The organism is Novosphingobium sp. TCA1 (assembly GCF_009811895.1).
In the GTDB taxonomy this organism is placed as follows: Bacteria; Pseudomonadota; Alphaproteobacteria; order Sphingomonadales; family Sphingomonadaceae; genus Novosphingobium; species Novosphingobium panipatense_A.
Genome location: NZ_BLJH01000022.1, coordinates 25,862 through 50,932 on the forward strand (window position 1 = coordinate 25,862; position 25,071 = coordinate 50,932).

The 25,071-nt window shown below is 65.0% G+C and carries 23 protein-coding genes; 7 read left to right on the forward strand and 16 right to left on the reverse strand.

From position 1 onward, the window contains the following. Window positions 1-13: 13 nt before the first annotated feature. Complete coding sequence (locus NTCA1_RS20845; protein ID WP_159831700.1) at window positions 14-1,324, reverse strand: pyruvate dehydrogenase complex dihydrolipoamide acetyltransferase; 1,311 nt, start codon at window positions 1,322-1,324, stop codon at window positions 14-16. A gap of 166 nt (window positions 1,325-1,490) precedes the next feature. On the opposite strand from NTCA1_RS20845, the gene NTCA1_RS20850 reads away from it, so the two are divergent. Next, the gene (locus NTCA1_RS20850; RefSeq protein WP_086490535.1) at window positions 1,491-1,946 is read left to right on the forward strand and encodes a universal stress protein; all 456 of its coding nucleotides are present in this window, start codon (window positions 1,491-1,493) and stop codon (window positions 1,944-1,946) included. 48 nt (window positions 1,947-1,994) lie between these two features. On the opposite strand, the gene rnr is transcribed toward NTCA1_RS20850, so the two are convergent. From rnr to radA, 10 genes are all read right to left on the reverse strand, one after another. Further along, a complete protein-coding gene (gene rnr / locus NTCA1_RS20855; protein ID WP_201282555.1) occupies window positions 1,995-4,247 on the reverse strand; it encodes a ribonuclease R in 2,253 nt (750 codons plus the stop codon). A gap of 110 nt (window positions 4,248-4,357) precedes the next feature. After that, window positions 4,358-5,233 (reverse strand): sulfite exporter TauE/SafE family protein, encoded by an 876-nt coding sequence (locus NTCA1_RS20860; protein WP_159831702.1) that lies wholly within the window; start codon window positions 5,231-5,233, stop codon window positions 4,358-4,360. Window positions 5,234-5,408: 175 nt separating this feature from the next. Next, window positions 5,409-6,773, reverse strand: a complete 1,365-nt coding sequence (locus tag NTCA1_RS20865) for a M28 family peptidase (protein ID WP_086490538.1) — start codon at window positions 6,771-6,773, stop codon at window positions 5,409-5,411. Window positions 6,774-6,813: 40 nt separating this feature from the next. Beyond that, window positions 6,814-7,398 (reverse strand): DUF805 domain-containing protein, encoded by a 585-nt coding sequence (locus NTCA1_RS20870; RefSeq protein ID WP_086490539.1) that lies wholly within the window; start codon window positions 7,396-7,398, stop codon window positions 6,814-6,816. 20 nt (window positions 7,399-7,418) lie between these two features. Beyond that, a complete protein-coding gene (gene proS, locus NTCA1_RS20875; RefSeq protein ID WP_236549495.1) occupies window positions 7,419-8,957 on the reverse strand; it encodes a proline--tRNA ligase in 1,539 nt (512 codons plus the stop codon). A gap of 102 nt (window positions 8,958-9,059) precedes the next feature. After that, window positions 9,060-9,617 (reverse strand): polyhydroxyalkanoate synthesis repressor PhaR, encoded by a 558-nt coding sequence (gene phaR, locus NTCA1_RS20880; RefSeq protein ID WP_133083885.1) that lies wholly within the window; start codon window positions 9,615-9,617, stop codon window positions 9,060-9,062. A gap of 94 nt (window positions 9,618-9,711) precedes the next feature. Continuing rightward, complete coding sequence (alr, locus tag NTCA1_RS20885; protein WP_159831744.1) at window positions 9,712-10,755, reverse strand: alanine racemase; 1,044 nt, start codon at window positions 10,753-10,755, stop codon at window positions 9,712-9,714. Window positions 10,756-10,911: 156 nt separating this feature from the next. Next, window positions 10,912-11,337 (reverse strand): iron-sulfur cluster assembly scaffold protein, encoded by a 426-nt coding sequence (locus tag NTCA1_RS20890; protein WP_159831704.1) that lies wholly within the window; start codon window positions 11,335-11,337, stop codon window positions 10,912-10,914. Next, on the reverse strand, window positions 11,337-11,864 hold the full coding sequence (locus NTCA1_RS20895) for a CvpA family protein (protein WP_159831705.1): 528 nt from the start codon (window positions 11,862-11,864) through the stop codon (window positions 11,337-11,339). The genes NTCA1_RS20890 and NTCA1_RS20895 overlap by 1 nt, the downstream gene beginning before the upstream one ends. Before the next feature lie 11 nt (window positions 11,865-11,875). Then, on the reverse strand, window positions 11,876-13,252 hold the full coding sequence (gene radA, locus NTCA1_RS20900) for a DNA repair protein RadA (RefSeq protein ID WP_086490544.1): 1,377 nt from the start codon (window positions 13,250-13,252) through the stop codon (window positions 11,876-11,878). A gap of 70 nt (window positions 13,253-13,322) precedes the next feature. On the opposite strand from radA, the gene NTCA1_RS20905 reads away from it, so the two are divergent. Then, window positions 13,323-15,641, forward strand: coding sequence for a patatin-like protein (locus NTCA1_RS20905; RefSeq protein WP_159831745.1), 2,319 nt, complete (start codon window positions 13,323-13,325; stop codon window positions 15,639-15,641). A 170-nt stretch (window positions 15,642-15,811) separates the two neighbouring features. Here NTCA1_RS20905 and dnaJ read toward each other — a convergent pair whose 3' ends face one another. Together dnaJ and dnaK are read right to left on the reverse strand one after the other, a co-directional pair. After that, window positions 15,812-16,942, reverse strand: coding sequence for a molecular chaperone DnaJ (gene dnaJ, locus NTCA1_RS20910; protein ID WP_159831706.1), 1,131 nt, complete (start codon window positions 16,940-16,942; stop codon window positions 15,812-15,814). 81 nt (window positions 16,943-17,023) lie between these two features. Continuing rightward, window positions 17,024-18,937, reverse strand: coding sequence for a molecular chaperone DnaK (gene dnaK, locus NTCA1_RS20915; protein WP_086490546.1), 1,914 nt, complete (start codon window positions 18,935-18,937; stop codon window positions 17,024-17,026). Window positions 18,938-19,155: 218 nt separating this feature from the next. Between dnaK and NTCA1_RS20920 the strand changes: the two genes are divergently transcribed. Further along, complete coding sequence (locus NTCA1_RS20920; protein WP_236549496.1) at window positions 19,156-19,719, forward strand: copper chaperone PCu(A)C; 564 nt, start codon at window positions 19,156-19,158, stop codon at window positions 19,717-19,719. Window positions 19,720-19,814: 95 nt separating this feature from the next. Then, a complete protein-coding gene (locus NTCA1_RS20925; protein ID WP_306439311.1) occupies window positions 19,815-20,207 on the forward strand; it encodes a hypothetical protein in 393 nt (130 codons plus the stop codon). Between the two features lie 78 nt (window positions 20,208-20,285). On the opposite strand, the gene NTCA1_RS20930 is transcribed toward NTCA1_RS20925, so the two are convergent. The 3 genes from NTCA1_RS20930 to hrcA all read right to left on the reverse strand — a co-directional run bounded on the left by NTCA1_RS20930 (window position 20,286) and on the right by hrcA (window position 22,336). Continuing rightward, window positions 20,286-20,540, reverse strand: a complete 255-nt coding sequence (locus NTCA1_RS20930) for a glycine zipper domain-containing protein (RefSeq protein ID WP_159831707.1) — start codon at window positions 20,538-20,540, stop codon at window positions 20,286-20,288. Window positions 20,541-20,700: 160 nt separating this feature from the next. Then, the gene (gene grpE / locus NTCA1_RS20935; RefSeq protein WP_086490549.1) at window positions 20,701-21,276 is read right to left on the reverse strand and encodes a nucleotide exchange factor GrpE; all 576 of its coding nucleotides are present in this window, start codon (window positions 21,274-21,276) and stop codon (window positions 20,701-20,703) included. Window positions 21,277-21,292: 16 nt separating this feature from the next. Further along, window positions 21,293-22,336 (reverse strand): heat-inducible transcriptional repressor HrcA, encoded by a 1,044-nt coding sequence (gene hrcA, locus NTCA1_RS20940; protein ID WP_086490550.1) that lies wholly within the window; start codon window positions 22,334-22,336, stop codon window positions 21,293-21,295. Between the two features lie 161 nt (window positions 22,337-22,497). Between hrcA and rph the strand changes: the two genes are divergently transcribed. The 3 genes from rph (at window position 22,498) to hemW (ending at window position 25,071) form a co-directional block, all read left to right on the forward strand. After that, on the forward strand, window positions 22,498-23,214 hold the full coding sequence (gene rph / locus NTCA1_RS20945; RefSeq protein ID WP_159831708.1) for a ribonuclease PH: 717 nt from the start codon (window positions 22,498-22,500) through the stop codon (window positions 23,212-23,214). Window positions 23,215-23,280: 66 nt separating this feature from the next. After that, window positions 23,281-23,910 carry an RdgB/HAM1 family non-canonical purine NTP pyrophosphatase gene (gene rdgB / locus NTCA1_RS20950; RefSeq protein WP_159831709.1) on the forward strand — a complete coding sequence of 210 codons (630 nt, stop codon included), beginning with the start codon at window positions 23,281-23,283 and terminating at the stop codon, window positions 23,908-23,910. Between the two features lie 9 nt (window positions 23,911-23,919). Further along, window positions 23,920-25,071: a radical SAM family heme chaperone HemW gene (gene hemW / locus NTCA1_RS20955; protein WP_159831710.1), complete on the forward strand. Its 1,152-nt coding sequence runs from the start codon at window positions 23,920-23,922 to the stop codon at window positions 25,069-25,071.

Here is a 25,071-nt window from a genome sequence, read left to right on the forward strand (position 1 = left end):
TGCTTCGGTCACTTCAGGCGACCATGCTGAGCGGCGTTTCCACGTATTCGCGGAAAGCGGCCATCAGGCGGGCACCGTCCGCACCGTCCACCGCGCGGTGGTCGAAGCTGCCGGTCGCGCTCATCACGGTAGCCACGCCGAGCGAGCCGTCGGGCATGACCCAGGGACGCTTGTCGCCCGCGCCGATTGCCATGATGGTCGACTGCGGCGGGTTGATCACGGCCGAGAACTGCTTGATGCCCATCATGCCCATGTTCGAGATCGAGGCGGTGCCGCCCTGATACTCGGTGGGGGCGAGCTTGCCTTCACGGGCGCGGGTGCCAAGATCCTTCATGTCGCGCGCGATCTGCGAGAACGACTTGCCGCTGGCGTCAGTGACGATCGGGGTGATCAGGCCGCCGGGGATCGAGACCGCCACCGATACGTCGGCGCGGGCATACTTGATCAGCTCGTTGCCTGCGAAAGTCACGTTGCATTCCGGCACGTCGAGCAGCGCGCGGCCGAGGGCCTTCACGAGCATGTCGTTGACCGAAACCTTGACGCCCTGCTTTTCCAGCATGGAGTTGATCTCGCCGCGCAGGGCCAGCAGCTTGTCGAGGCAGATATCGACCGAGAGGTAGATATGCGGCGCTTCCTGCTTGGACTGGGTAAGGCGCTTGGCGATCGTCTTGCGCATGCCCGAGAGCTTCTCGACCGAATGGGGCACGCGGTCGTCCAGCAGGGCGCGGGTTTCGGGCGCCATGTCGACGGCCGGGGCCTTCGCTTCGGTTGCTGCGGCAGCAGGTGCGGCGGCGGCGGGCTTGGCGGCGCCGGCTTTCGCGCCTTCGACGTCGGCCTTGACGATGCGGCCGTTCGGGCCGGAGCCCTTCACGCTGGCAAGGTCGACGCCCTTGTCGGCGGCGATGCGCTTGGCGAGCGGCGAGGCGGCGACGCGGCCTTCCTTCGAAGCGGAAGCGGCGGCGGGAGCCGGCGCAGCAGCGGCAGGCGCCGGAGCAGCCTCCGCGGGCTTGGCGGCAGCCTTGGGCGCTTCGGCCTTTTCAGGCGCGGCGGCAGGTGCGGCGGAAACGGCGCTGGCGTCTTCGCCTTCACCGGCGAGAACGGCGATCACGGTGCCGACCTTCACGCCGTCGGTACCCTCGGCCACGAGGATCTTGCCGATGACGCCTTCGTCGACGGCTTCGAACTCCATGGTGGCCTTGTCGGTCTCGATCTCGGCCATGATGTCGCCGGAGCTGACGGTGTCGCCTTCCTTAACCAGCCATTTTGCCAGTTTTCCCTCTTCCATTGTGGGGGACAGGGCGGGCATCTTGATGTCGATGGGCATGGAAGCTTGTGTGTCCCTTGTTTTCCTTGGGGAGGTATGCGGGGTCCGCCTTTCCTTGGACAAGTTGAGGCGCGCGCACAAGCGCCTTCACGATCCTTTTTTCGCAATCGTGATGGCTTGCACCACGTCCTGAATAGCCCGATAAGCCCCCATCGAGAGGAAACCCATGCGCATCTACCTGGTCATCGTGGACGAAACGGAAGAAGCGCTGGTGGCGCTGCAGTTCGCCGCGCGCCGCGCCGCGAAGACCGACGGCGCGCTCCACCTTCTCGCCGTGGTTCCGCCTCAGCCTTTCAATGCCTTCGGCGGCGTTCAGGCGACCATCGAGGAAGAGGCCCGCGCCCGCGCCGAAACGCTGGTGACAGCCGCTGCCGGAAACCTTTTATCACAAGGCGCTAAGATGCCGGTCATCTCCGTTCGCATGGGAGAAGACATCAAGATCGTACGCGAATACCTGAAGGAGCACGGCGAGGTTTCCGCACTCGTGCTCGGCGCCGCGAAGGAAGGCGGGCCCGGTCCGCTGGTGACGCACTTCACGGGCGCCGGGCTCGGCCAGATGCCCTGCCCGGTCTTCGTGATCCCAGGCACGCTCGATGCCGAGGCGATCGAGCGCCTGAGCTGAGGTAAGGATGCAACGTCGTCCCGGACTTGATCCGGGACGACGGGTGCCTTACTTCTTCTTGCGTCCCTGATGCCGGATATTCCCCGGACGGCCGCGCGGCGAGACGAAGTGCTTGCCCTTCTTCTTGAGCGCAAGCGGCTTGCCACGCTGTTCGATCCGGCCGCCGCCCTCTTCCAGTTCGAACTTCAGCGCGCCGGTCAGCGGATTGGCTTCGGCCAGGCGCAGGCGCAGGATCTGGCCCATTGCGAACGTGGTGCCGGTCTGCTCGCCTTCGAGGACCTGCGCCTTTTCGTCATAGCCGAAACGTTCGTCGCCCAGCGTGGAGACGGGCACGAGGCCGTCGCCGCCAAGGCCGATGATCGTGGCGAAGAAGCCGAATTTCTGGACGCCGGTGATGCGGGTGTCGAAAACCTGGCCGACGCGGCCGGAGAGCCAGGCGGCGACGTAGCGGTCGATAGTCTCGCGCTCGGCCTCCATGGCGCGGCGCTCGGCATTGCTGATCGCCTCGCTGACGCGGCCGAGATCATCCCGGTCGCGGTCCGACAGGCCTGACGTGGCGGGAATATCGCCTTCCGGCTTCGGCTGCTCCAGGCCATAGGCATCGACGAGCGCGCGATGGACGAGAAGGTCGGCATAGCGGCGGATCGGCGAGGTGAAGTGGGCGTAGGAACCCAGCGCAAGGCCGAAGTGCCCCTCGTTGCGCGGGCCGTAATAGGCCTGGGTCTGGCTGCGCAGCACCGCTTCCATGATCAGCGCCTTTTCGCTCTCGTCCGCGATGTCCTTGAGCATGCGGTTGAACAGGCCCGGCGTGATGACCTGCCCCAGCGAGAGCTTGCGGCCGAAGGTCGCCAGATAGTCCTTGAGCGCGGTCAGCTTCTCGCGGCTCGGGGTTTCGTGGACGCGGTAGACTACCGGCGCGACTTTGGCTTCGAGGGCCTTGGCGGCGGCGACGTTGGCGGCGATCATGAAGTCCTCGACCACGCGGTGCGCGTCGAGCCGTTCGCGGATGGCGATCTCGGTGATGCGGCCCTGCTCATCCAGCTTCACGCGGCGCTCGGGCAGTTCCAGTTCCAGCGGGTCGCGGGCCTCGCGGGCCTTGGCCAGCAGCTTCCAACAGGCCCAGAGGTGCTGGAGATGCTCGGCCGCCCTGCCCTCGTCGATGCGGGCCTGCGCCTCTTCATAGGCGATGACTTCATCGATCCTGACAAGCGCGCGGGTGAAGCGCCATTCGGTGACCTTGCCCTGACCGTCCACCTTGAGATGGCAAGCCATCGCCGCACGGTCCTCGCCCGAACGCAGCGAGCAGACGTCGGCGCTCAGCACTTCGGGAAGCATCGGCACGACCCGGTCCGGGAAATAGACCGAGTTGCCGCGCTTGCGTGCCTCGCGGTCGATATGACCGCCGGGACGGACGTAGAACGAGACGTCGGCAATGGCGACGAGCGCGTCGAAGCCGCCTTCCTCATTCGGCATGGCCCAGATCGCGTCGTCGTGGTCGCGCGCGTCCGATGGGTCGATCGCGACGATGGGAAGATGGCGCAGGTCTTCCCGCTTTTCGTGGCTGAGCGGCATCTTCGCGGAAGCGCCAGCCTCTGCAATAGTATCGCCGTCGAAGTGGTTGGGAATGCCGTGCTTGTGGATCGCGATCAGGCTGAACGCCTTGGGCGCCAGCGGCTCACCGAGAACTTCGGTGACCTTTACCGAAGGGCGCGCCGAGCGGCCGATGGGCTCGGCCAGCACCAGTTCGCCCTTTTCGGCGCCGCCAAGGTCCGAAATCGGCGAGGAATTGCGGATGCGCTTGTCCACCGGCGCCAGCCAGGGCTTGCCCGCACCGTCGATTTCCACGACGCCGAGCATCTGTTCGGAGCGCAGCATCAGCTTCTTCATCGGATAGGCGCGCCATCCGGTCTGCGTCTCTTCGGTGCGCGCCAGCACGCGGTCGCCCTTGCGCAAAGCCGAGCGACCCTTCTCGATCAGGCGGATACGCGGCGGCGGGGTGGCATCGTCGGGCGTCCAGGTATCGGGAATGGCGACCGGTTCGCCTTCGTCCACGTCCACCACGCGCAGCACCGTGACCTTGGGCAGCCCGCCCATGCGGTGGAAGGCAGTGCGCTTGCCGTCGATCAGGCCTTCCTCGGCCATGTCCTTGAGCAAGGCCTTGAGCTGGATCTTCTCATGGCCTTTCAGGCTGAACTCACGCGCGATTTCTCGCTTGCCGACGGGGTCAACCGCGTTCTGGATGAAATCGAGGATCTGCTGGCGCGTCGGCAGGCCAGGCGCGGGCCGGTTCTTGGGAGGCATGGTTTCCGCCATGCGCCGGAATGGCCGTCAATGCAATGGCATGGCATCGACGCAGCACGAGGGCGGGATGGTGCTGCGTGATCGCCCGCGAAACCCAGCCCCTTCAAAAATCAGGGCTGTTTCGCGTCCGCTTCACCTGCAATCGATACCGACTGGGCAGTGCTCTGCGCGGGGGCCGGTTTCTGACCGGCACTGGCCTTGAGGAACAGCTGCCAGGACGACACCGCCAGAACGCAGGCCAGCAAGGGCTGGAGAATGCGGTCCGAAGCGTGGGACGAGAGGTAGCTGCCGATCACGACGCCAGGGATCGAGCCGACCAGCAACACGGCCAGAAGTGCGAAATCCACGTCTCCGATGATCCAGTGACCGAACCCGGCGATCAGTGCCAGCGGCACGGCATGGGCGATATCGGAACCGACGATGCGCGCGACGGGGAGCTTGGGATAGAGCACCAGCAGTACGGTCATGCCGATGGCGCCTGCCCCTACCGAGGAAATCGATACGGCGACGCCGATCGCGGCGCCCAGCAGGACTGTGCCAGCGAGCACTCTCGAACGGGGCTGGGCGGGGTCGATATCGTGCGCGAGCCTGAGCAGCCACTTGCGGCAGATCACCGCAATCGCGGTAATGCCGAGCAGCACCGCGAGCGAAACCATGATCAGGTGCTCGGTGGAATTGCCCACCTTCCCGAACCACGACAGGAACCCCAGCGTGAGGACCGCTGCCGGCACGCTGCCGCAAGCCATCCGGCGCACGATGCGCCAGTCCACCGTTTCGCGCTTGCCGTGGACCACGGAGCCCGCGATCTTCGTCATGGCGGCGAACAGCAGGTCGGTGCCAACCGCCGTCTGCGGGCTGACGCCGAACAGCAGCACCAGCAGCGGGGTCATCAGCGAGCCGCCGCCCACGCCGGTAAGCCCCACCAGCACGCCGACAAGCATGCCTGCGAAGACATGCAGATAGTCAAAATGCTGCGTCAGCGCCATGATTGCCCACCGTTGCCCGAAATCATCCGCTCTCTCAAATCGCCATCCTGCGCTGTTCTCACGGGGCGAGTGTCACGCCCGCGCGCGGCCGACAACAAAGAATTCCTTGCCCCGAGCGATTTCTCCTCCACCGGGCGAGCCCGGCGCCCCGAACGAAATTCGACCATCGGATTGGTCAGGGCAATTGGGCAAGCGGAGTAAACCCTCCGCCCGGAACGGCCGCGGCGATCGGGCTGGCGCTGCCGTCCGCCGCGATCGAGCGGACGCCGAGGATCCAGTCGTCCCCGCGAAATCCGTCGAGTTTGACGCTGGTCTGCGTGGTGCGCGCCACCATCGGCTCTGCTTCCCACTCCGGCGCATCGGTACGCCGACGCCAGACCGAATAGGCCGCCGCGCCCGGCACCGGCTGCCAGGTCACATCGGTCCAGGTCTTCACCGCCGCATCGGCCGTGGGCGCAGGCGGCATGGGCGCGCTGGCGAGAGCCGCGAGCGCGGCAATGTTGAGGCGCGTCACTTTGGCGAGATAGGGAAAGTCCATCTCGTCGATGGTGTCGCCATACTTGATGCCGTTCTCGGTACGCAGGTCCTGGTGCTGGTGCTCGTAATCCTCGATGGCGACCGAGAATCGCACGGCGGGATTGCCCTGTTCGAGGAACGGCAATTGGTCGCCACCGCGCCCCATGCGGTCGGCCCGCCAGACCTGCCTCACGGCAAGATCGTCCTGCACGCCGCCCGCGAGCTGCGCGATGAAACGGGAGATATTGCGACCGGGGCTATCGTTCTCGCCGCCGAAACGGCGGGCATCCGCGCGGGTCTTGTCGGTGGAATCGGCGCGCGGCCCTTCCGAGAAAAGGCGCACGTTCTTGTCGTCGACCAGCCCGTCCGAGCCGTGCGTGCCGCCGACGATGTCGTTGTTCAGCACGGCCTTCACGGTCCAGCCCTGCTTCCGGGCGTAATCGGCCAGCAGCTTGCCGCCGTAGAGGCCCTGCTCCTCGCCCGAAAGCGCTGCGTAGACGATGGTCGTGGCGAACTTGCGCTTGGAGAGGACACGGGCGGCTTCCAGCACCAGCGAGGTACCGGAACCGTCGTCGTTGGCGCCGGGCGCGTCGCTCTTCACGTCCATCACGTCGGTCACGCGGCTGTCGATATGCGCCTCGACGATGACGACTTCGTTCGGTCGCTCCGTGCCGCGCTGGATGGCGACGACGTCGACCATCTTTACCGGTGTCGGGATGCGCGTGCCGCTGACCATGGCCTCGGGCATGACCACTTCGAGACAGCCACCGCAGGCCTTGGAAGTCTTGCGGAACTCATCGGCCGCCCAGCGCCGTGCTGCGCCGATGCCCCGCTTGGGATCGGTGTCCGACGAAAGCGTGTGCCGCGTGCCGAAAGCAACGAGCTTTTCCACATCGGCGCGCATCCGGGCCTCGGACACCTGAGCCGAAGTGGCGCCAGATGCGGTGTTCGAATCGGCAGCTCCGGCCGGAACAACGGGAAGGATCGTGGCGGAAAGCGCGGTCGCGACCAGAATCTTGTTCATGCAGGCGCTTGTCACGTCCGACGGCCTGCTTGGCAAGAGGTCAGAAGCGAACGGGCGCCTCGCCGTAGCGGTTCGGCCCCGGATTGGATGGCCATACGCCGAAGATTATGACGATCAGGATCGCCGCGTATCCCAGCAGGCTGGCGGCCACCATCTTGGATTGCATGGCAAAGGCGGTTTCGAGATTGTCCGCCGATACTTTCTGCATGGTCGAAACGATCTCATCCATCCTGGACCAGACAATCGCCTTCGACGTCAGCGAAAGCAGGAAAGTCAGCACAGAGATCCAGCCCGGCTTGCCGGAATCGTGAAGCCGCCGCGCGAACGACGCCAGCAGGAGAAGCCCGGCGGTGAGGGAGACAATCGTCGAGAGCGTCATTGAAGTGCGCATGTAGCCGGCCATCTGGCTCATGACCCGCGCATTCATGTCGGCACCGGTCGCGCCCTGCTGCGCGGCAACGAAGGCGCCTTTCATGATGCCGCCCATCATGGGCATGGCGATCACCATGCCCACCGCATATTGGATGACGACGAGGAAGAGGACGTAGAACCAGAAAGTCTGCCGCGCATCGCGGCCCTTGAAGTTCAGCAGGTTCGTCAGGTTGTACTTGATCGATCCCAACACGCCCTCTTCCCCTTTTCAGATCAGTAGGATCTCGCCACGTAGATGCGTTCCACTGCGGGATCGCCGGTGAACACGCAATTACCGGCGACGGGCGCGGCGTCGAGCGGCGTGTTGCGGATCGTCAGCTTGTGTGCCTTGAGCTTCTGCACCACGGCTTCGAGCGCTTCCCCGGTCGGGCGGGACCATTCCACTTCTACCCAGCCCGGATAGCGCTTGTCTTCCGAGAAGAAGGAAGCGAGTTCCTCGAAGCTGGCGGCTTGGAAAATGTTCGCCTGAAGCTTCGCCTTGGCTTCGGCGTGGAGCGAAGTCTGGATATCTTCGATCTCGGCTGCGGCGCGGGCGACGAAATCTTCCTTGGACATGGCCACGAAATTGGCCTTGGCCGCATCGTTCCACAGCTTGTCGCGGCGCAGCATCGAAACCTGGCCACCGGCAGCATCGCGGCCGCCGATTTCGAGGATCAGGGGAACGCCCTTCTTGACCCAGGCCCAGCGCTTCTGCGTGGCCTTGCCGGGCCGCTTGTCGAGCAGGACGCGCAGCGGTTCGTTCAGAGCGAACTGCGTGACGAGCGCCTTGCGCAGTTCCTCGCAGTAGGCGAGCAGCGCTTCGTCCTCGTCGTTGTCGCGCAGCATCGGCAGGATCACGATCTGGTGCGGCGCGATCATCGGCGGCACGCGCAGGCCATCGTCGTCACCGTGGGTCATGATGACCCCGCCAACCATGCGGGTCGAAGTGCCCCAGCTGGTCGTGTGCGCGTATTGCTGCGTACCTTCCTTGTCCTGGTACTGGATGCCTGCCGCTTCCGCAAAGCCCGTGCCCAGGTAGTGCGAGGTGCCCGCCTGAAGCGCCTTGCCGTCCTGCATCATCGCCTCGATCGAATAAGTCGCGACGGCGCCGGGGAAGCGTTCATTCTCGGGCTTTTCACCCGCGATCACCGGCATGGCCAGCTCGGTTTCGGAGAAATCACGGTACATTTCGAGCGCGCGCAGCGTCTCGGTCATCGCGTCATCGCGGTCGGCGTGGGCGGTATGGCCTTCCTGCCAGAGGAACTCGCTGGTGCGCAGGAACATGCGGGTGCGCATTTCCCAGCGCACGACATTGGCCCACTGGTTGACCATGAGCGGCAGGTCGCGCCACGACTGCACCCAGCGCGCCATGGCGGCGCCGATCACCGTTTCCGAAGTCGGGCGGACGATCAGCGGCTCTTCCAGCTTCGCTTCGGGGTCGGGCACGAGGCCGCCATTGCCGTCACCGACCAGGCGGTGATGGGTGACGACGGCCATTTCCTTCGCGAAGCCTTCGACGTGCTCGGCTTCCTTGGCGAAGTAGGAAAGCGGGATGAACAGCGGGAAGTAGCAGTTGGTGACACCGGCCGCCTTGATGCGGTCATCCATCAGGCGCTGGATGCGTTCCCAGATGCCGTAGCCCCACGGCTTGATGACCATGCATCCGCGAACACCCGATTCCTCGGCCATCTCGGCCTCGGAAATGACTTCCTGATACCACTGGGCGAAGTCGTCCTCGCGCTTGGTGGAGAGGGCGTGGCGAATGGCGGGCACGGGTGCTTCTTCCTGAACTGAGCGATGCGACGGACCATCCGTTGCATTCCAGGCAAATCGCGGCGCCATTTCGGGCACCGCGAAAGCCCCTCGCGCAGACCCTTATTTGCCCAGCGCGTCAAGCCTCTTCTGGATTTCCGCCATCTGATCGCGCAGCGCGGCAAGGTCACCGGCGTCTTCTGCGGGAGGTGCCTTGGGCTCGGGCTTTTCCGATCCGGGCATGAAGGCGGCGGCAGCGGCCTTGAACATCGCCATGTTCTGTTCGGCCAGCTTGGCCAGCGGATTGTTGCCGAGGCTGTCTTCGAAAGCCTTGTGCAGCTTGGTCTGGTTGGCCCGGAAATTGTCCATCGAGGCTTCCAGATAGTGCGGCACCAGCGACTGCATCGAATTGCCGTACATGCTGATGAGTTCGCGCAGGAAGTTGACCGGGAGCATCTGCTCTCCGTTCGATTCCTCCTCCATGATGATCTGCGTGAGGATCGTGTGCGTGATGTCGGTGCCGGTCTTGGCATCGAGCACCTTGTAATCGACCCCTTCGCGGGTCATCTTCGCGAGATGATCGAGCGTAATATAGCTCGATGAACGTGTATTGTAGAGACGACGGTTTGCGTATTTTTTTATGATTACCGTGTTGTCGTCCTGCGACGCCGTTTCAGCCATTGCCAATCCCCAGTACAGTATCGCCGCAGGTTACCACCCCCCGATATCGCAACGCAACACAAATTGCTGCGCAGCAAAAGTCCGGGTAGAAACCCTAGCGGCCAAACCTTCGGCCGAGCAGGGTGAGCAACTCGTATTGCGACAGCCCCGATCGCGCCGCGGCTTGCGGCAGGGCATAGTCGGCGGTAATCCAGTCCCCCTCGCCCACATCCGGCGCATGGGTCAGATCGACGACGGTAAGATCCATGCTGACGCGGCCGAGCACCGGCAATTCGTGGCCCTTGGCGCGGAACATTCCCTTGTCGGACCAGCAGCGCAAGTAGCCGTCGGCATAGCCGAGCGCGATCGTTCCCACCCGCATCGCGGCAGGCGCCGTGAAAGTGGCGTTATAGCCGATGGTTTCGCCGGCGGGCACGTCACGGACCTGAAGGATCGCTGCCTCGGGACGGACGACCTGCCGCAAGTCTCCTGCCATGCTTTCGCGCGGAATGCCGCCGTAGAGGGCGATGCCGGGGCGGGTCAGGTCGCCGTGATAGTCGCTACCCAGCGCGATCCCGGCGCTATTGGCCAGGCTGGCACGCAGATGGCGAACCTGCCTGCGGGCATCCTGCCAGCGCGCGCATTGCGCGGCATTGAGATCGGTTTCCTCCTCCGCCGAGGCGAGGTGCGAGATCAGCACGTCGATATCGAGCGCGGCAATCGCCTCGTCGCCCAGTTCTTCCAGGCGAATGCCGAGGCGGTTCATCCCGGTATCCACCATGAGGTGGCAACGCCCGCCGCCTGCCTCGTTCCAGCGCCGGGCCTGCGCCAGCGAATTGATCACGGGCGTCACGCCGGTTTCCCGCGCGAAAGCGGCGTCCTGCGCGGTCAGCGGACCGTGCAGCACCGAAAGCGCGGCAGGGCTGATGCACTCGAGCAGATCCTGCGCCTCGCCCCAGTGGGCGACGAAGAAATCGTGGCATCCGGCTGCGTGAAGCACCGGAACCACTTCTCGCGCACCCAGGCCGTAGCCGTTGGCCTTTACCGCCGCTCCGGCACGCGCGGTTCCAGACAGGCGATCGAGCGCCTGCCAGTTGGCGCGCAGGGCATCGCGGTCGAAAGCGAGACGGAGGGCGGAAGCGGGAAACTCAGGAAACATCTTCACCATAATCGCGCGGAAGGCCGCGACAACGGCCCGGGTAATCAGGCAGGGATTGCCGCTGCTCGCGACCATGTAGCCGGAAATCAGCGGAAGGAAACCGCCAATCTGGTCTGGCGGGTGATCGTCGCAGGCTCGGCCGAAGGTAATCCAGCGCTAGCCGCACGCACCGGAAAGCGCCTGAACGGCGGCGTGCCAGGGGAGCAGAACGGCGCCGTGGCGGGCACTGTAGTCACGCGCTTTGGCGATCGCCGCAAGGCCGGGCCATTCCGGTAGGTTGCGCTCGCCCGAAAGCCAAAGGGCAATCGCTTCGGCTGCCGCATGCAGGTCTCGCGGGCTGCGGCCAATAGCTGCGTCGGCGAAGATGGCGGCAGCGGCCTGTCCTATGGCGCAGGCCTGGCTGCGGACGCCGATGCGCGCGACGGCGCCCTGCCCGTCCAGCGCCAGACCAAGGGCGATTGTGGAGCCGCAGCTCTGCGATCGCGCCTCGCCCTTGAAGGGCAAGCCCTCATCCCAGGGATAAGCGGCAAGCCGGATCGTCAGGCCCAGCACGTCGGGCGTGTAGAGAACTGCGCTGGACATCAGCCTTCTGCCTCGCGCGCTTCTGCTTCGCGCGCTTCGCGGCGGCGTTCGGAGATCATCTTGACGAGCGCTTCGCTGCTGGCGTTGACGAAAGGATAAGTGCGCGCCTCCTTCATCCATTCCGGGCGTCCGCCGGGGCCCCAGACGGTGTCGTAGCCAAGCACCAGAACCGAGAAGCCGAGGATGACGACGATCACCCCCTTCACTGCGCCGAAACCGAAGCCGAGCACGCGGTCGATCGGTCCGAGCACCGAGGCGCGGCTCTGCTTTCCGGCCCAGCTTGCGACCAGCTTCACGACGATGAAAGGCACCAGCAGCAGGAGCGCGAAGGCGATCACCGGCGTTGCAGTGCCGGAGCCGGTGTAGGGTTCAAGCCAGGCAGACAGCGGGGTATGCAGCGCCCTGATCGCGAACACCGCGAAGATCCACGCCCCCAGGGCGAGGATCTCCTGCACGAAACCTCTCAGAAATCCGATGGCGGCGCCCACGCCGACGAACACCAGAACAGCAATATCGAAACCGGTCATAATGCCCCGAACTAGGCATCCGTCAGGATACGGTCAACGAGATTGGGCAGCATGGTCAAACCGGTGAATTCGATGCCCTTAGCCGTACCTTCGGCATTGGCCCCGCCCGCCGGCCCGATCGCGCGCCCGAAGCCGAGCTTGGCCGATTCGCGCTGACGGATCGATGAATGCGAAACCGGGCGGATCTCGCCCGCCAGCGAGACTTCGCCGAACCACACCGCGTTCTTGGGCAGCGGCCGGTCTCCCAGCGCCGAAATCAGGGCGGCCGCCACCGCGAGATCGGCAGCGGGGTCTGCCAGGCGATAGCCGCCCGCAACGTTCAGATAGACTTCCGCACTGGAGAAATTGAGCCCGCAGCGCGCCTCCAGCACGGCCAGCAGCATGGCCATGCGCCCGGAATCCCAACCGACCACCGCGCGGCGCGGCGTGGCCCCGCTCTGGAGCCGGACGATCAGGGCCTGGATTTCCACGAGCACCGGCCGGGTGCCTTCCATGGCGGCGAAGACGGCGCTCCCCGCCATTTCCTCGTCTCGGCCCGAAAGGAACAGCATCGAAGGATTGCCGACTTCCGCGAGCCCGGCTCCCTCCATGGCAAAGACGCCGATCTCGTCGACAGGGCCGAAGCGGTTCTTCAGGCTGCGCAGGATGCGGTACTGGTGGCTGCGCTCGCCTTCGAAGGCCATGACGACGTCCACCATGTGCTCCAGCACGCGAGGCCCGGCGATCGTGCCGTCCTTGGTGACATGGCCGACCAGCACGAGGGTGACGTCGTTCTCCTTGGCATAGCGGATCAGCTCGAAAGCGCAGCCACGCACCTGGCTGACGGTGCCCGGTGCGCCCTCGATCGTGTCCGAGTGCATGGTCTGGATCGAATCGATCACCAACAGGGTCGGCGCTTCCATCATGCCCAGCGTGGTCAGGATATCCCGGACGGACGTGGCCGAGGCCAGCTGGATCGGCGCCTTGGACAGCCCGAGCCGCTCCGCGCGCAGGCGCACCTGCCCGGCCGCTTCCTCGCCGCTGACATAGACCACGCTGCCGCCCGCCATGGCGATATGCGCGGAGGCCTGAAGCAGGAGGGTCGACTTGCCGATACCGGGATCGCCGCCCATCAGGATCGCCGAACCGGGCACCAGCCCGCCGCCGAGCGCACGGTCGAACTCCGCAAAACCGCTGGCGCGGCGCTTGGGCAGCTCGCCCGGGGCATCGAGCGGAGTGAAGAGAATGGGCCGACCGCCCGAGGACAGATCGTGCTTGGAGGAAAACACCGTCTGCGGCGCTTCTTCCGCCAGCGTGTTCCACTCTCCGCAATCGGGACATTGACCTTGCCAGCGGGACGAGACGCCTCCGCAGGCCTGACAGACATATCGACGCTTGGGCTTTGCCATGCGCCTCGATTATCTGGAACGGAATGAGAACGCAATTGCCTTTCCCGAACGATCGCGCCAACATGGCGGAATGCGGCAAAAGGAACTGCGGATCGCGCTGGTCTGCTACGGCGGCATCAGCCTTGCCGTCTACATGCACGGAGTAACCAAGGAACTCTGGAAGGCACTTCAGGCCAGCCAGGCGTTCTGGGCGGGGAGCGGCGAGCCGGGTAACGTCGGAGCGGGAAAGGGAACCGCGGCAGTCTATCGTAAGCTGCTGCAAAGGCTCGAATCGGGAAGTAACCTGCGACTGCGCATCCTTGCCGACATCGTCGCCGGGGCCAGTGCGGGCGGGATCAACAGCGTGTTCCTCTCGCAGGCGATCCATTCCGGCCACTCGCTGGAACCCCTGACCGAACTCTGGCTCGAGAATGCCGACGTCGATGTGCTGCTCGATCCCGAGGCGCGGGCGCGCAGCGAGGTTACGAAGTTCTGGGCGCGGCCGATCGTTTCCTATCTGCTCCATCGTCCCGGCAATGCGGTGAGCAGCAGCGTTGCACCGGAAACGCGCGAGGAAGTGCGGCAGAAGCTCTCCCGCCTGATCCGCTCGCGCTGGTTCGAACCGCCCTTCAGCGGCATCGGCCTTTCGCGCCTGCTGGCAGGCGCGCTTACCGCCATGGCCGAAAGCGAGCCCGGGCCGCCGCTCCTGCCGCACGGCCATCCGATCAATCTTTTCGTGACGGCCACAGACTTCAAGGGCCATCTCGAAACCCTGAGGCTGCATTCGCCCGAACTCGTGCTGGAAAGCGAACACCGCCTGAGCATCGGTTTCGAATCGCGGGCCGGCACCCCTGCCCTTGCCGCCATGCCGGAACTGCTGCTGGCGGCACGTTCGACGGCGAGCTTCCCCGGCGCCTTCCCCCCGCTCCAGATCGAGGAGATCGACGGGCTGGTCGAGGAACTCGGGCTTGCATGGCCCGGGCGCGAGGCGTTCTTCCGCCGGATCATGCCGGAGCATAGCCAGCGCGGCGACCTCGACAATGTGGCCCTCATCGATGGATCGGTGCTCAACAATGCGCCCTTCGCGGACGCCATGAGCGTGCTGCGAGACCGCCCGGCCACGCGCGAGGTGGATCGCCGCTTCGTCTATATCGACCCTACCCCCGATCGCATCGGCGCCTCGGTGCGGCAGGAAAGGAAAGCACCGGGCTTCTTCTCGACGATCTTCGGCTCGCTCTCCTCGATCCCGCGCGAGCAGCCCATCCGCGACAATCTGGAGACGCTCGAGCGGGATTCGCAGGAGATGGCGACACTTCGCGCCATCGTTCTCGCCATGCGGCCCGAGATCGAGGAAACGGTGGACCGCCTGTTCGGCAATACCTTCTTCCTCGATCGCCCGACACCCAAGCGTCTCGCTGCCTGGCGCGACAAGGCGCAGAGAGCGGCGCTGGAGCAGGCCGGTTTCGCCTATCACGGCTATGTCCAGGTGAAGTTCTCCGGCATCGTCGCCAAGCTCGCGAAGCTGATCCACGAAGCGGCGCCCGAACTGGGGCTATCGTCCAGCGAACCCGTCGCGCGCCGTCTTCACGACCATTTCGCCAGCATGGGGCTGGACCGAATCCACGGCCTGAAGGGCGACGGCTCTCCCGGGATGATCGATTTCTTCCGCAGCCACGACCTCGCTTTCCGGATACGGCGACTTCGCCTCCTGGCACGCCGCGTGACGCAGGAATGGCAGCAAGAAGCGAGCGTCGACGAAGCCGAACGCGACAGCGCGCGAGAGGCGATCTATGCCGCGCTGGCGCTCTACCTCAACAGGGAGCCGGTCTCTGCCATGGGCGCGGAATTCGCGGCCCTGGCTGCGGGCGTATTCACGGATCCCGGCGCTGTGATCGAGCATGTCGAACGGGTGCGCAACCTCGGCGAGATCGATGCGGAAGTCGACAGCATGTTGGCGGAGGCGCTCTCGGAAATGCCCCAGGTCCTGCGGCGGCGGGTGCTGCTCGCCTACCTCGGGTTCCCTTTCTACGACACCGTCACCCTGCCCCTGCTGCGCGGCGAAGGGCTGACCGAATTCGATCCCATCCGCGTCGATCGCATCTCGCCCGAAGATTGCCACATGATCCGCAAGGGACCGGTGCTGCGCGGCACCGAGTTCTTCAACTTCGGCGCCTTCTTCAGCCGCGCCTATCGTGAGAACGACTATCTCTGGGGACGGCTTCACGGCGCGGAGCGGATGATCGACCTGATTTCCTCCACCGCGGAAGGCGAGCATGCTCTGCTCGAAGGCGAGCTTTGGGCGCTGAAGCGCGAGGCATTCCTGGCCGTGCTGGACGAGGAAGAGGAGCGGCTGACAGCGGATCCGGCGCTCCTGCGCAATGTCAGGGACGAAGTGCTGCGCGGCGGGTGATGAGCGGGATAACCACGAGCGGTAATGCGATGGGCGGTATTACGTCGTCCCGGGCTCGACCAGGGACCGCTGGCCGTCTTTAGGCGCTGCGTTCGCGCGCGATGTATCGCCTAAAGTATTGCCAGCGGTCCCGGATCAAGTCCGGGACGACGTATTATCCCAGACCGAGATTACTCGGTCAGATCGTTCCAGGCTTCCTTGATCCGGTCGAAGAAACCCTTTGACTGCGGGCATTCATCGCCCGTCTCGGTCGATTGCAGCTCGCGGATCAGTTCCTTCTGGCGCGCGGACAGTTTGGTCGGCGTTTCCACGCTGATCTCGATGACGAGATCGCCCCGGCCCCGGCCCTGAAGCACCGGCATGCCTGCCCCGCGCTTGCGAAGCTGCTTGCCGGACTGGATGCCTGCGGGAATGTCCACCGAGATGGTCTCGCCGTCCATGCCGGGAATGTCGATCGAACCGCCGAGCGCCGCCGTGGTGAACGTGATCGGAACCCGCGTGAGCAGCGTCGTGCCGTCGCGTTCGAACACCTTGTGCCGCTTGACGTGGAGGAAGATATAGAGGTCGCCCGGAGGCGCGCCGAACGGCCCGGCCTCGCCCTTGCCGGACAGGCGGATGCGGGTGCCGGAATCGACGCCCGGCGGAATTTCCACCTGCAAGGCCTGGGGCTTGTCGACCCGCCCTTCGCCGCCGCAGGAGCGGCAGGGCTTCTCGATCACTTCGCCGCGGCCGTGGCAGGTCGGGCACGTGCGTTCCACCACGAAGAAGCCCTGTTGGGCACGGACCTTGCCATGGCCGCCGCACATGTTGCAGCCGCGCTTGCCGGTGCCCGGCTCCGCGCCGGAACCGCTGCAAGGCTCGCAGCTTTGCGAAACCTCGATGGTGATCTCGGTCTGCTTGCCATGGAAGGCCTCGTCCAGCGAGACTTCCATGTCGTAGCGCAAGTCGGCGCCGCGACGGGCCTGCTGACGACCGCCGCCACCGAAGGCGCTGCCGAAGATGGATTCGAAGATATCGCCGATGTCGCCGAACTCGGCGCCGCCGGGATGGCCGCCGCCACCCATTCCCTGTTGGAACGCGGCATGGCCGTAGCGATCGTAGGCTGCCCGCTTCTGCGGGTCCTTGAGGCAATCGTAAGCCTCGCTGATCTGCTTGAAGCGTGCTTCGCTGTCGCCGCAGCCCGGGTTCTTGTCCGGGTGATAACGCATCGCAAGGCGACGGTAGGACGACTTGATGGTCTTGTCGTCGGCGCCGCGCTCTACTTCGAGCAGTTCGTAATAGTCGATTTCGGTAGCTGACACGTCTCGTTATTCCCCGCGTGCGACCTGGCCGCCACCGTCACGCGATGTAACGATGGCGGCCACGCTTGTCATGAGGACCGATCAGCCCTTGTTGTTTTCGTCGACTTCCGAGAACTCGGCGTCGACGACATCGTCGTCACCACCGGCCGGAGCGGCTTCCGGCGAAGCAGCCGAAGCCTGTTCCTTCTCGTAGATGGCCTGACCCATCTTCATCGCGACTTCGGTCAGCGCCTGCGACTTTGCCGTGATCTCGGCGGGGTCGCCACCTTCGATCGCCGTCTTGGTCGCGGCGATGGCCGCTTCGACTTCCGACTTCAGGCCGGCGTCGATTTTGTCGCCATGCTCGGCGATCTGCTGCTCGGTCGCGTGGACGAGGCTGTCGGCGTTGTTCTTGGCCTCGGCGGCCTCACGACGCTTCTTGTCCTCTTCGGCGAACTTCTCGGCATCCTTGACCATCTGGTCGATGTCGCCATCGGACAGACCGCCCGAAGCCTGGATGCGGATCTGCTGCTCCTTGCCGGTGCCCTTGTCCTTGGCCGAGACGTTGACGATGCCGTTGGCGTCGATGTCGAAGGTCACTTCAATCTGCGGCACGCCGCGACGCGCGGCCGGAATGCCGACGAGGTCGAACTGGCCGAGCATCTTGTTGTCCTGCGCCATCTCGCGCTCGCCCTGGAACACGCGGATGGTCACCGCTTGCTGGTTGTCCTCGGCGGTCGAGTAGACCTGGCTCTTCTTGGTCGGGATCGTCGTGTTGCGGTCGATCATCTTGGTCATGATGCCGCCCAGCGTCTCGATACCCAGCGACAGCGGGGTCACGTCGAGCAGCAGCACGTCCTTGACGTCGCCCTGAAGCACGCCGGCCTGGATCGCAGCGCCCATGGCCACGACTTCGTCAGGGTTAACGCCGGTGTGCGGTTCCTTACCGAAGAAGTCCTTCACGACTTCGCGTACCTTGGGCATGCGGGTCATGCCGCCGACCAGAACGACGTCGTCGATATCCTTGGCCGAAACGCCGGCATCGGCCAGCGCCTTGCGGCAGGGCTCGAGCGTGCGCTGGATCAGGTCCGCAACCATCTTTTCAAGGTCGGCGCGGGTAACGGTTTCCACGAGGTGCAGCGGCGTGGTGGCGCCGCCTTCCATACGTGCGGTGATGAAGGGCAGGTTGACCTCGGTCGTCGCGGTGGACGAGAGTTCAATCTTCGCCTTTTCGGCCGCTTCCTTCAGACGCTGCAGGGCCAGCTTGTCGCTGCGCAGGTCCATGCCTTCCTTGGCCTTGAACTTGTCGGCCAGCCATTCGACCAGCTTGGTGTCGAAGTCTTCACCGCCCAGGAACGTGTCACCGTTGGTCGACTTCACTTCGAACACGCCGTCGCCGATTTCGAGGATCGAAACGTCGAAGGTACCGCCGCCAAGGTCGTAGACGGCAATGGTCTTGCCGTCCTGCTTGTCGAGGCCATAGGCCAGCGCGGCCGCAGTCGGCTCGTTGATGATGCGCAGCACTTCAAGACCGGCGATCTGGCCGGCGTCCTTGGTCGCCTGGCGCTGCGCGTCGTTGAAGTAGGCGGGCACGGTGATGACGGCCTGCGTCACGGTCTCGCCGAGGTACGATTCGGCGGTTTCCTTCATCTTCTGCAGCGTGAAGGCCGAGATCTGCGACGGGCTGTAGTCTTCGCCGCCGGCCTGAACCCAGGCGTCGCCGTTCTTACCCTTGACGATGTGGTACGGAACCAGCTCGGTGTCCTTCTTGGTCACCGGGTCGTCGAAGCGGCGGCCGATAAGGCGCTTCACCGCGAAAATCGTGTTGTCGCCGTTGGTCACGGCCTGGCGCTTTGCAGGCTGCCCGATCAGGCGCTCACCATCCTTGGTGAAAGCGACGATCGAGGGCGTGGTGCGCGCGCCTTCGGAGTTTTCGATAACCTTCGGCTTGCCGCCGTCCATCACGGCGACGCAGCTGTTGGTGGTGCCGAGGTCGATACCAATTACTTTTGCCATTATCCCCATTCCTCACGTCAGTGGATGACACCATGCGGATCGCCTCCCTCCACAAGGCAAGGCGGCTTGCATGGCTCGATGACGTTCAAAGTCGTCGGAGCGGCATATAGGTGTGGTTTCGCTTGGAACAAGTCTGTCGCAATGGCATTACGCGGTGGAAATTTTCAGCGCCCCAAGCTCCTTGGCATCAGGCGCCTACCCGAGAGGACCGATCTGCCGTGAAGCCTGCCCAGAAGACCGTGCGTTTTCCCCAGCCCCTCCGCATGCTTGCTGTCGTCGGCTCGGTCGGCCTTCTTGCTTCGCTCGCGGCCTGCCAGAAGGCCGAAAACCCCGCTGCACAGGAAAGCGCTGCTCCAGGATCGGGCGCGAATTCGGGGCCGACCGCAAAGCCCGGGATCAGCGCCAGCGACGGGCACCTGTTCCTGCCGATCGTGGCGGGCCGGCCGGGTGCGGTCTATTTCACCGTGCGCAATGACGGCCCCGCGCCCGTCAGCCTGGTGGGCGTCCATGTCAGCGGCACCGGCAAGGCACAGATGCACAAGACCGAAGGCGGCAGCATGGCGGCGGTCGATTCGCTGGAGATCGCACCGGGCGCCCAGGTGGAATTCAAGCAGGGCGGCATGCACGTCATGGTCTTCGATATCGAGGATACAGTGAAGGCCAGCGGCACGGCGGAGCTGACCCTGACCTTCTTGGGCGGCGACAAGCTCTCGATGCCGCTGCGCGTGGAAAGCCTCGGCGGCAAGGACATGGGCGGCGATATGCCGGGGATGGACCACTGACGGGAAATTGCCCGCCAGGTGGGGAAAGGCCGCTCACCTCAGGTGAAGTCGCGCTGGTCCGCAGTGTTTTCGCAGATGCCGTAGACGCGGGTCCGGTGCGGATCCGCCGTCGCAAATGGTTCCCCCTGCAACCGGCCAAAGTGGTGATGGCGCCTTGCGGGCATCTTCATTTCCATCACCGCTCCGATCTCTACCGCGAGGATTTCTCGTCGGCGCCGATCGGCCTCCAGGGTCTTTTCATCCATGAGATGACCCACGTCTGGCAGAGCCAGCAAAAGGGGCGATGGTATCTGCCGCTCATGCGGCACCCGTTCTGCCGCTACGATTACACGCTGCGGCCGGGCTGGACCCTCGATCGTTACGGGATCGAGCAGCAGGCGGAAATCGTGCGCCATGCCTTCCTGCTGGATCTGGGACGGCATGTGCCCGGCGCGCCGCCGCTGGGCAGCTATCGCGGCATTCTTCCGTTCGGCCACCTTTCGGCCTGAAGCTGCGGTTTCGAAAACAGGAAAGGGCGCGGAACGATCCGCGCCCTTTTTCGAAATTCCAGTGGTCTTGCCGCCAGGTCAGCAATCGCGGTCCCAATAGCGGTCGCCCCTGCGATCGTAGCGGTAGCAGCCGTTGTGCTTCTTCTGGGTCGAACCCACCGCGGCACCGGCCGCCGCGCCGACGGCAGCACCTGCGCCGACATCGCCTGCGAGAGCGCCGACACCGGCACCCAGCGCGCCGCCTGCCAGAGCGCCTTCGCCTGTATAGTTGCTAGCACAACCGGCCATGCCAAGCGCACCGGCTGCGAGGATCGGAAGAATGAACTGTCGCATGGGTTGTCTCCGCTAAATATCAGGACTCTACCTGATCAACGGCCCCGATGCGGACGGGTTCCATCAGATCTTTCGGGCCAACCCCGCCGCGCCCCCATTCGTCCCTCAAGGACTTGACGGACCTTGAAGTTCCGGTGGCGAGCGCAGCGCTGCGGGAAGATCAGTCCGGCTTCTTGGCGACCGCGACCATGGCGGGGCGCAGGAGGCGGTCCTTGATCATGTAACCGGCCTGGAGTTCCTGAACGATGGTACCGGGCTCGGCATCGGCCGAAGGCACTTCGATCATGGCCTGGTGCTGGTTGGGATCGAGCGGCAGACCCATCGCCGCGACACGCGTGATGCCGTGGTTGGTGAAGACCTTGTCGATCTCGCGGCCAGTGGCCTCGATACCGGCGACGATGCCCTTGAGCTTCTCGTCCTCGCGCAGGTCCGCCGGGATTGCCGAGAGCGCGCGGGTCAGATTGTCGGCCACCGAAAGAATGTCACGGGCGAAACCGGTTGCGGCATAGGCGCGCGTGTCGGCAACATCCTTCTCCAGGCGGCGGCGCACGTTCTGCGTTTCCGCGCGGGCGTAAAGCGCTTCCTGCTTGGCGGTTTCCAGTTCCTCGCGCAGCTTGGCGAGTTCACCGCTGTCCTTATCACTGTCGATCATGTCTTCGGGCACGCCCTTCAGTTCTTCCGCGATGGCGGGATCTACAGTCTGACCCTCTGGCGGCTGGGTCTTGTCGTCAGTCATTATTGTAAGGTTCCAACTATCCGATGAGCTTGCCCAGGCTCTGGGCAGTGAAATCCACCATGGGGACGACGCGCGCATAATTCAACCGAGTCGGCCCGATTACCCCCACTACGCCGACCACCCGGCCATCGCGGTCGCGATAGGGCGAGGCGATCACCGAAGAGCCGGAAAGCGCGAAGAGCCGGTTCTCCGAGCCGATGAAGATACGCGTCGATTCGGCCTCGCGCGCCAGATCGAGCAGGTCCGAGACCGATTGCTTGTTCTCGAGGTCGTCCAGCAGGGAGCGCACGCGTTCGAGGTCGGACAGCGCGGTTTCGTCGAGCAGGTTGGCCTGCCCCCTGACGATCAGCACCGGACGGGCCATGGCGTCCTGGCTCCAGACCGCCAGGCCGCGTTCGACAAGGTCCCGACTGGCGGCATCGAGGGCGGACTTGCCGGTCGCGATATCCGCGCGCATGGCGCGCGCCGCCTCGCTGAGGGTGCGCCCGGCCAGATGCGCGGTAATGTAGTTGGAGGCCTCCTCCAACGCTCCGGGCGGCAAGGCATCGGGAAATTCGACGATGCGGTTCTCCACCGCGCCGTCCTCTCCCACCAGCACGGCCAGTGCCCTCCCCGGCCCCAGCGGCACGAGTTGCAGGTGCATCAGACGCGGCTCGCGGCGTGGCACCATAACCACGCCCGCGCTGGAGGTGAGGTTCGACAGGAGCGTGCTGGTCGCCTCCAGCGCGGCTTCGATCGGTCCCGGCGCGGCGAGGCGGCTCTCGATCGCGAAGCGTTCCTCGGCAGTGGGTTCGGCAACCTGCATGATGCCATCCACGAAAAGACGCAGGCCTGCCTCGGTGGGAAGCCGTCCCGCACTGGTATGCGGCGCGGCCAGCAGGCCGAACGATTCGAGGTCCGCCAGTACCGAACGGATCGAGGCGGACGACAGCTTCAAGCCGCCCGGCCCGGCCAGGGTCTTGGAGCCGACCGGAGTTCCAGTCGCAAGATATCCCTCCACCACGAGGCGGAATATCTCGCGGGCGCGGTCGGAAAGTTCGGTGATCGGCGGTGTCGGCATCTGCCTTCAATCTAGGGAATGGCGCGGGCGTCTCAAGCCAAATGCGCGGGGGCCATTCGATTGCGCGCATTTTTACGCGCTTGAGGTGTTTCCACTCGCCCCAAAAATGCTTTAGGGCGCGCCGGTAATCGACGATCAGAACTTTGAGCAAAGGAACCTCCATGCGACCTTCCGGCCGTACGCCCGACGAGATGCGCGCTATCGATATCCAGACCGGCTTCACCAAGCACGCCGAAGGTTCGGTGCTGATTTCCTTCGGTGATACCCGCGTCCTCGTCACCGCCTCGATCGAGGAAAAGGTGCCGCCGTTCCTGCGCGGCAAGGGCGAAGGCTGGGTGACGGCCGAATATTCGATGCTGCCCCGCGCCACCCATACGCGTGGTTCGCGTGAAGCGGCCAAGGGCAAGCAGTCGGGCCGCACCCAGGAAATCCAGCGCCTGATCGGCCGTAGCTTGCGCGCCGTGGTCGACATGAAGAAGCTTGGCGAACGCCAGATCGTGCTCGACTGCGACGTGCTCCAGGCCGACGGCGGCACCCGCACGGCCTCGATCTCCGGCGCCTGGGTGGCGCTGCGCCTGGCCGTCGACAAGCTGATGGCGGAAGGCAAGATCAAGGAAGACCCGATCACCGGCCGCGTCGCCGCCATCTCTTGCGGCATCTGCGAAGGCACCCCGGTGCTCGACCTCGACTATATCGAGGACAGCTCGGCCGATGCCGATGCCAACTTCGTGCTGATCGAAGGCGGCAAGATCGCGGAAGCCCAGGCCACTGCCGAAGGCGCGACTTACGACGAGGAAGGCCTGCTGCGCCTGCTGCGCCTCGCCCGCATCGGCTGCGACCGTATCTTCGCCGAGCAGGCCAAGGCCGTCGGCCGCTAAGTTCAAATACGCATAAACCATCGCCGTTCCCGTCTGCGCGGGGACGGCGAAAATGGAACCAGGCATATGACCCGCAAACTCGGAAACACCCGCCTCGTCATCGCGACTCATAACGCGGGCAAGCTGCGGGAAATCGGTGCCCTGCTCGCACCCTTCGGCATCGAGTGCGTTTCCGCTGGCGAACTCGGCCTGCCCGAACCGGAAGAGACCGGCACGACTTTCGTCGAGAACGCGCTCCTGAAAGCCCACGCCGCCGCCAAGGCCGCGCAGCTTCCCGCGCTGGCCGACGACAGTGGCATGTCGGTGACGGCGCTGGGCGGAAGGCCCGGCGTCTACACCGCCGACTGGGCCGAACGGCAGTGGTTCGAAGGCCCTTCCGGCCGCGACTGGTTCATGGCGATGGGCAAGGTCGAAGGCCTGCTCTGCGAACAGGGACCGGAAGTCGATCGCTCTTGCTGGTTCTCCTGCGTCCTGGCGATCGCCTGGCCGGACGGCGAGGAAGCCGTCTACGAAGGCCGCTCCAACGGCACGTTCACCTGGCCTCCGCGCGGAAAGATGGGCTTCGGCTACGATCCCTGCTTCGTGCCGGACGGCCTCGACCAGACCTTTGCCGAGATCGCGCCCGAAAAGAAGCACGAGATCAGCCACCGCGCCGACGCTTTCGCCAAGCTGGTCGCGGAGCAGTTCGCAGGCTAGTCTGCCAAGATGGCGCGCGCGCTCTACATCCACTGGCCGTTCTGCCTCGCAAAATGCCCCTATTGCGACTTCAACAGCCATGTCCGCGAACGCGTGGAGCATGATCGCTGGCAGGCGGGCCTGCTGGCGGACATGCGCCACGAACATGCCGTCGCGGGCGGAGAGAAACTCGATTCGATCTTCTTCGGGGGCGGCACGCCGTCGCTGATGCCCCCTGCCCTCGTCGCGCGGCTGCTGGACGAGGCCGAGAAGCTCTGGGGCTTTTCGGAGGGGATCGAGATCACGCTGGAGGGCAACCCTTCGTCGGTGGAAGCGGGCAACTACGCCGCTCTGGCCGATGCCGGCGTGAACCGTGTCTCGCTTGGCCTTCAGGCGCTGGACAACGAAACCTTGCGCTTCCTCGGCAGGCTTCACGATGCCTCGGAAGGCTTGCAAGCGCTGGAAGTGGCGCAGCAACGCTTCTCCCGCGTCAGCTTCGACCTCATCTATGCACGCCCCGGCCAGACCCTGGATGCGTGGCAGGCAGAGCTTGAACGGGCCTTGTCGTTCGGGACCGGCCACCTTTCGCTCTACCAGCTCACGATCGAACCCGGCACCAGGTTCGCCACGATGGTGCGTCAGAACCAGTTTGAACCGCTGGACGAGGATGCCTGCGCCGACATGTTCGCGCTCACCCGCGAAATGACCGCCAACGCAGGCCTCCCGGCCTACGAGATCAGCAACCACGCCCGCCCCGGCGAGGAAAGCCGCCACAACCTGACGTACTGGCGCTATCAGGACTATTGCGGGATCGGCCCCGGCGCTCATGGGCGGCGCGGGGGCATTGCCACCACCCGCCACCGCAAGCCGGAGAACTGGCTCGAGGCCCTCGATGCCAAGGCCCAGGGCATCAACGAACACCGCGATCTGGGACGCCGCGAACAGGCGAGCGAGGCCATGCTCATGGGCCTGCGCCTGCGCGAGGGTGTGGACCTCGATGTCATGGCTGCACGGTTCGGCCTGACCGGCGCAGAGCTGTGCGATCCGGCCAAGGCCGCGTTCTACGAGAGGCAGGGCCTCGTCCGCCGCGAAGGCGCGCGGCTCCATGTCACCGAAGAGGGCATGCCGCTGCTTGACGGATTGCTGGGCGAAATCGTGCCCGTCGATCTGGTGGAACCTTGA

What these genes read in the sequence shown, in the direction of transcription:
- NTCA1_RS20845 (WP_159831700.1), bottom strand. Translation starts at nt 1,324, where the DNA reads ATGCCCATCGACATCAAGATGCCCGCCCTGTCCCCCACAATGGAAGAG.
- NTCA1_RS20850 (WP_086490535.1), top strand. Translation starts at nt 1,491, where the DNA reads ATGCGCATCTACCTGGTCATCGTGGACGAAACGGAAGAAGCGCTGGTG.
- rnr (WP_201282555.1), bottom strand. Translation starts at nt 4,247, where the DNA reads ATGCCTCCCAAGAACCGGCCCGCGCCTGGCCTGCCGACGCGCCAGCAG.
- NTCA1_RS20860 (WP_159831702.1), bottom strand. Translation starts at nt 5,233, where the DNA reads ATGGCGCTGACGCAGCATTTTGACTATCTGCATGTCTTCGCAGGCATG.
- NTCA1_RS20865 (WP_086490538.1), bottom strand. Translation starts at nt 6,773, where the DNA reads ATGAACAAGATTCTGGTCGCGACCGCGCTTTCCGCCACGATCCTTCCC.
- phaR (WP_133083885.1), bottom strand. Translation starts at nt 9,617, where the DNA reads ATGGCTGAAACGGCGTCGCAGGACGACAACACGGTAATCATAAAAAAA.
- alr (WP_159831744.1), bottom strand. Translation starts at nt 10,755, where the DNA reads ATGTTTCCTGAGTTTCCCGCTTCCGCCCTCCGTCTCGCTTTCGACCGC.
- NTCA1_RS20890 (WP_159831704.1), bottom strand. Translation starts at nt 11,337, where the DNA reads ATGTCCAGCGCAGTTCTCTACACGCCCGACGTGCTGGGCCTGACGATC.
- NTCA1_RS20895 (WP_159831705.1), bottom strand. Translation starts at nt 11,864, where the DNA reads ATGACCGGTTTCGATATTGCTGTTCTGGTGTTCGTCGGCGTGGGCGCC.
- radA (WP_086490544.1), bottom strand. Translation starts at nt 13,252, where the DNA reads ATGGCAAAGCCCAAGCGTCGATATGTCTGTCAGGCCTGCGGAGGCGTC.
- NTCA1_RS20905 (WP_159831745.1), top strand. Translation starts at nt 13,323, where the DNA reads ATGCGGCAAAAGGAACTGCGGATCGCGCTGGTCTGCTACGGCGGCATC.
- dnaK (WP_086490546.1), bottom strand. Translation starts at nt 18,937, where the DNA reads ATGGCAAAAGTAATTGGTATCGACCTCGGCACCACCAACAGCTGCGTC.
- NTCA1_RS20930 (WP_159831707.1), bottom strand. Translation starts at nt 20,540, where the DNA reads ATGCGACAGTTCATTCTTCCGATCCTCGCAGCCGGTGCGCTTGGCATG.
- grpE (WP_086490549.1), bottom strand. Translation starts at nt 21,276, where the DNA reads ATGACTGACGACAAGACCCAGCCGCCAGAGGGTCAGACTGTAGATCCC.
- hrcA (WP_086490550.1), bottom strand. Translation starts at nt 22,336, where the DNA reads ATGCCGACACCGCCGATCACCGAACTTTCCGACCGCGCCCGCGAGATA.
- rph (WP_159831708.1), top strand. Translation starts at nt 22,498, where the DNA reads ATGCGACCTTCCGGCCGTACGCCCGACGAGATGCGCGCTATCGATATC.
- rdgB (WP_159831709.1), top strand. Translation starts at nt 23,281, where the DNA reads ATGACCCGCAAACTCGGAAACACCCGCCTCGTCATCGCGACTCATAAC.
- hemW (WP_159831710.1), top strand. Translation starts at nt 23,920, where the DNA reads ATGGCGCGCGCGCTCTACATCCACTGGCCGTTCTGCCTCGCAAAATGC.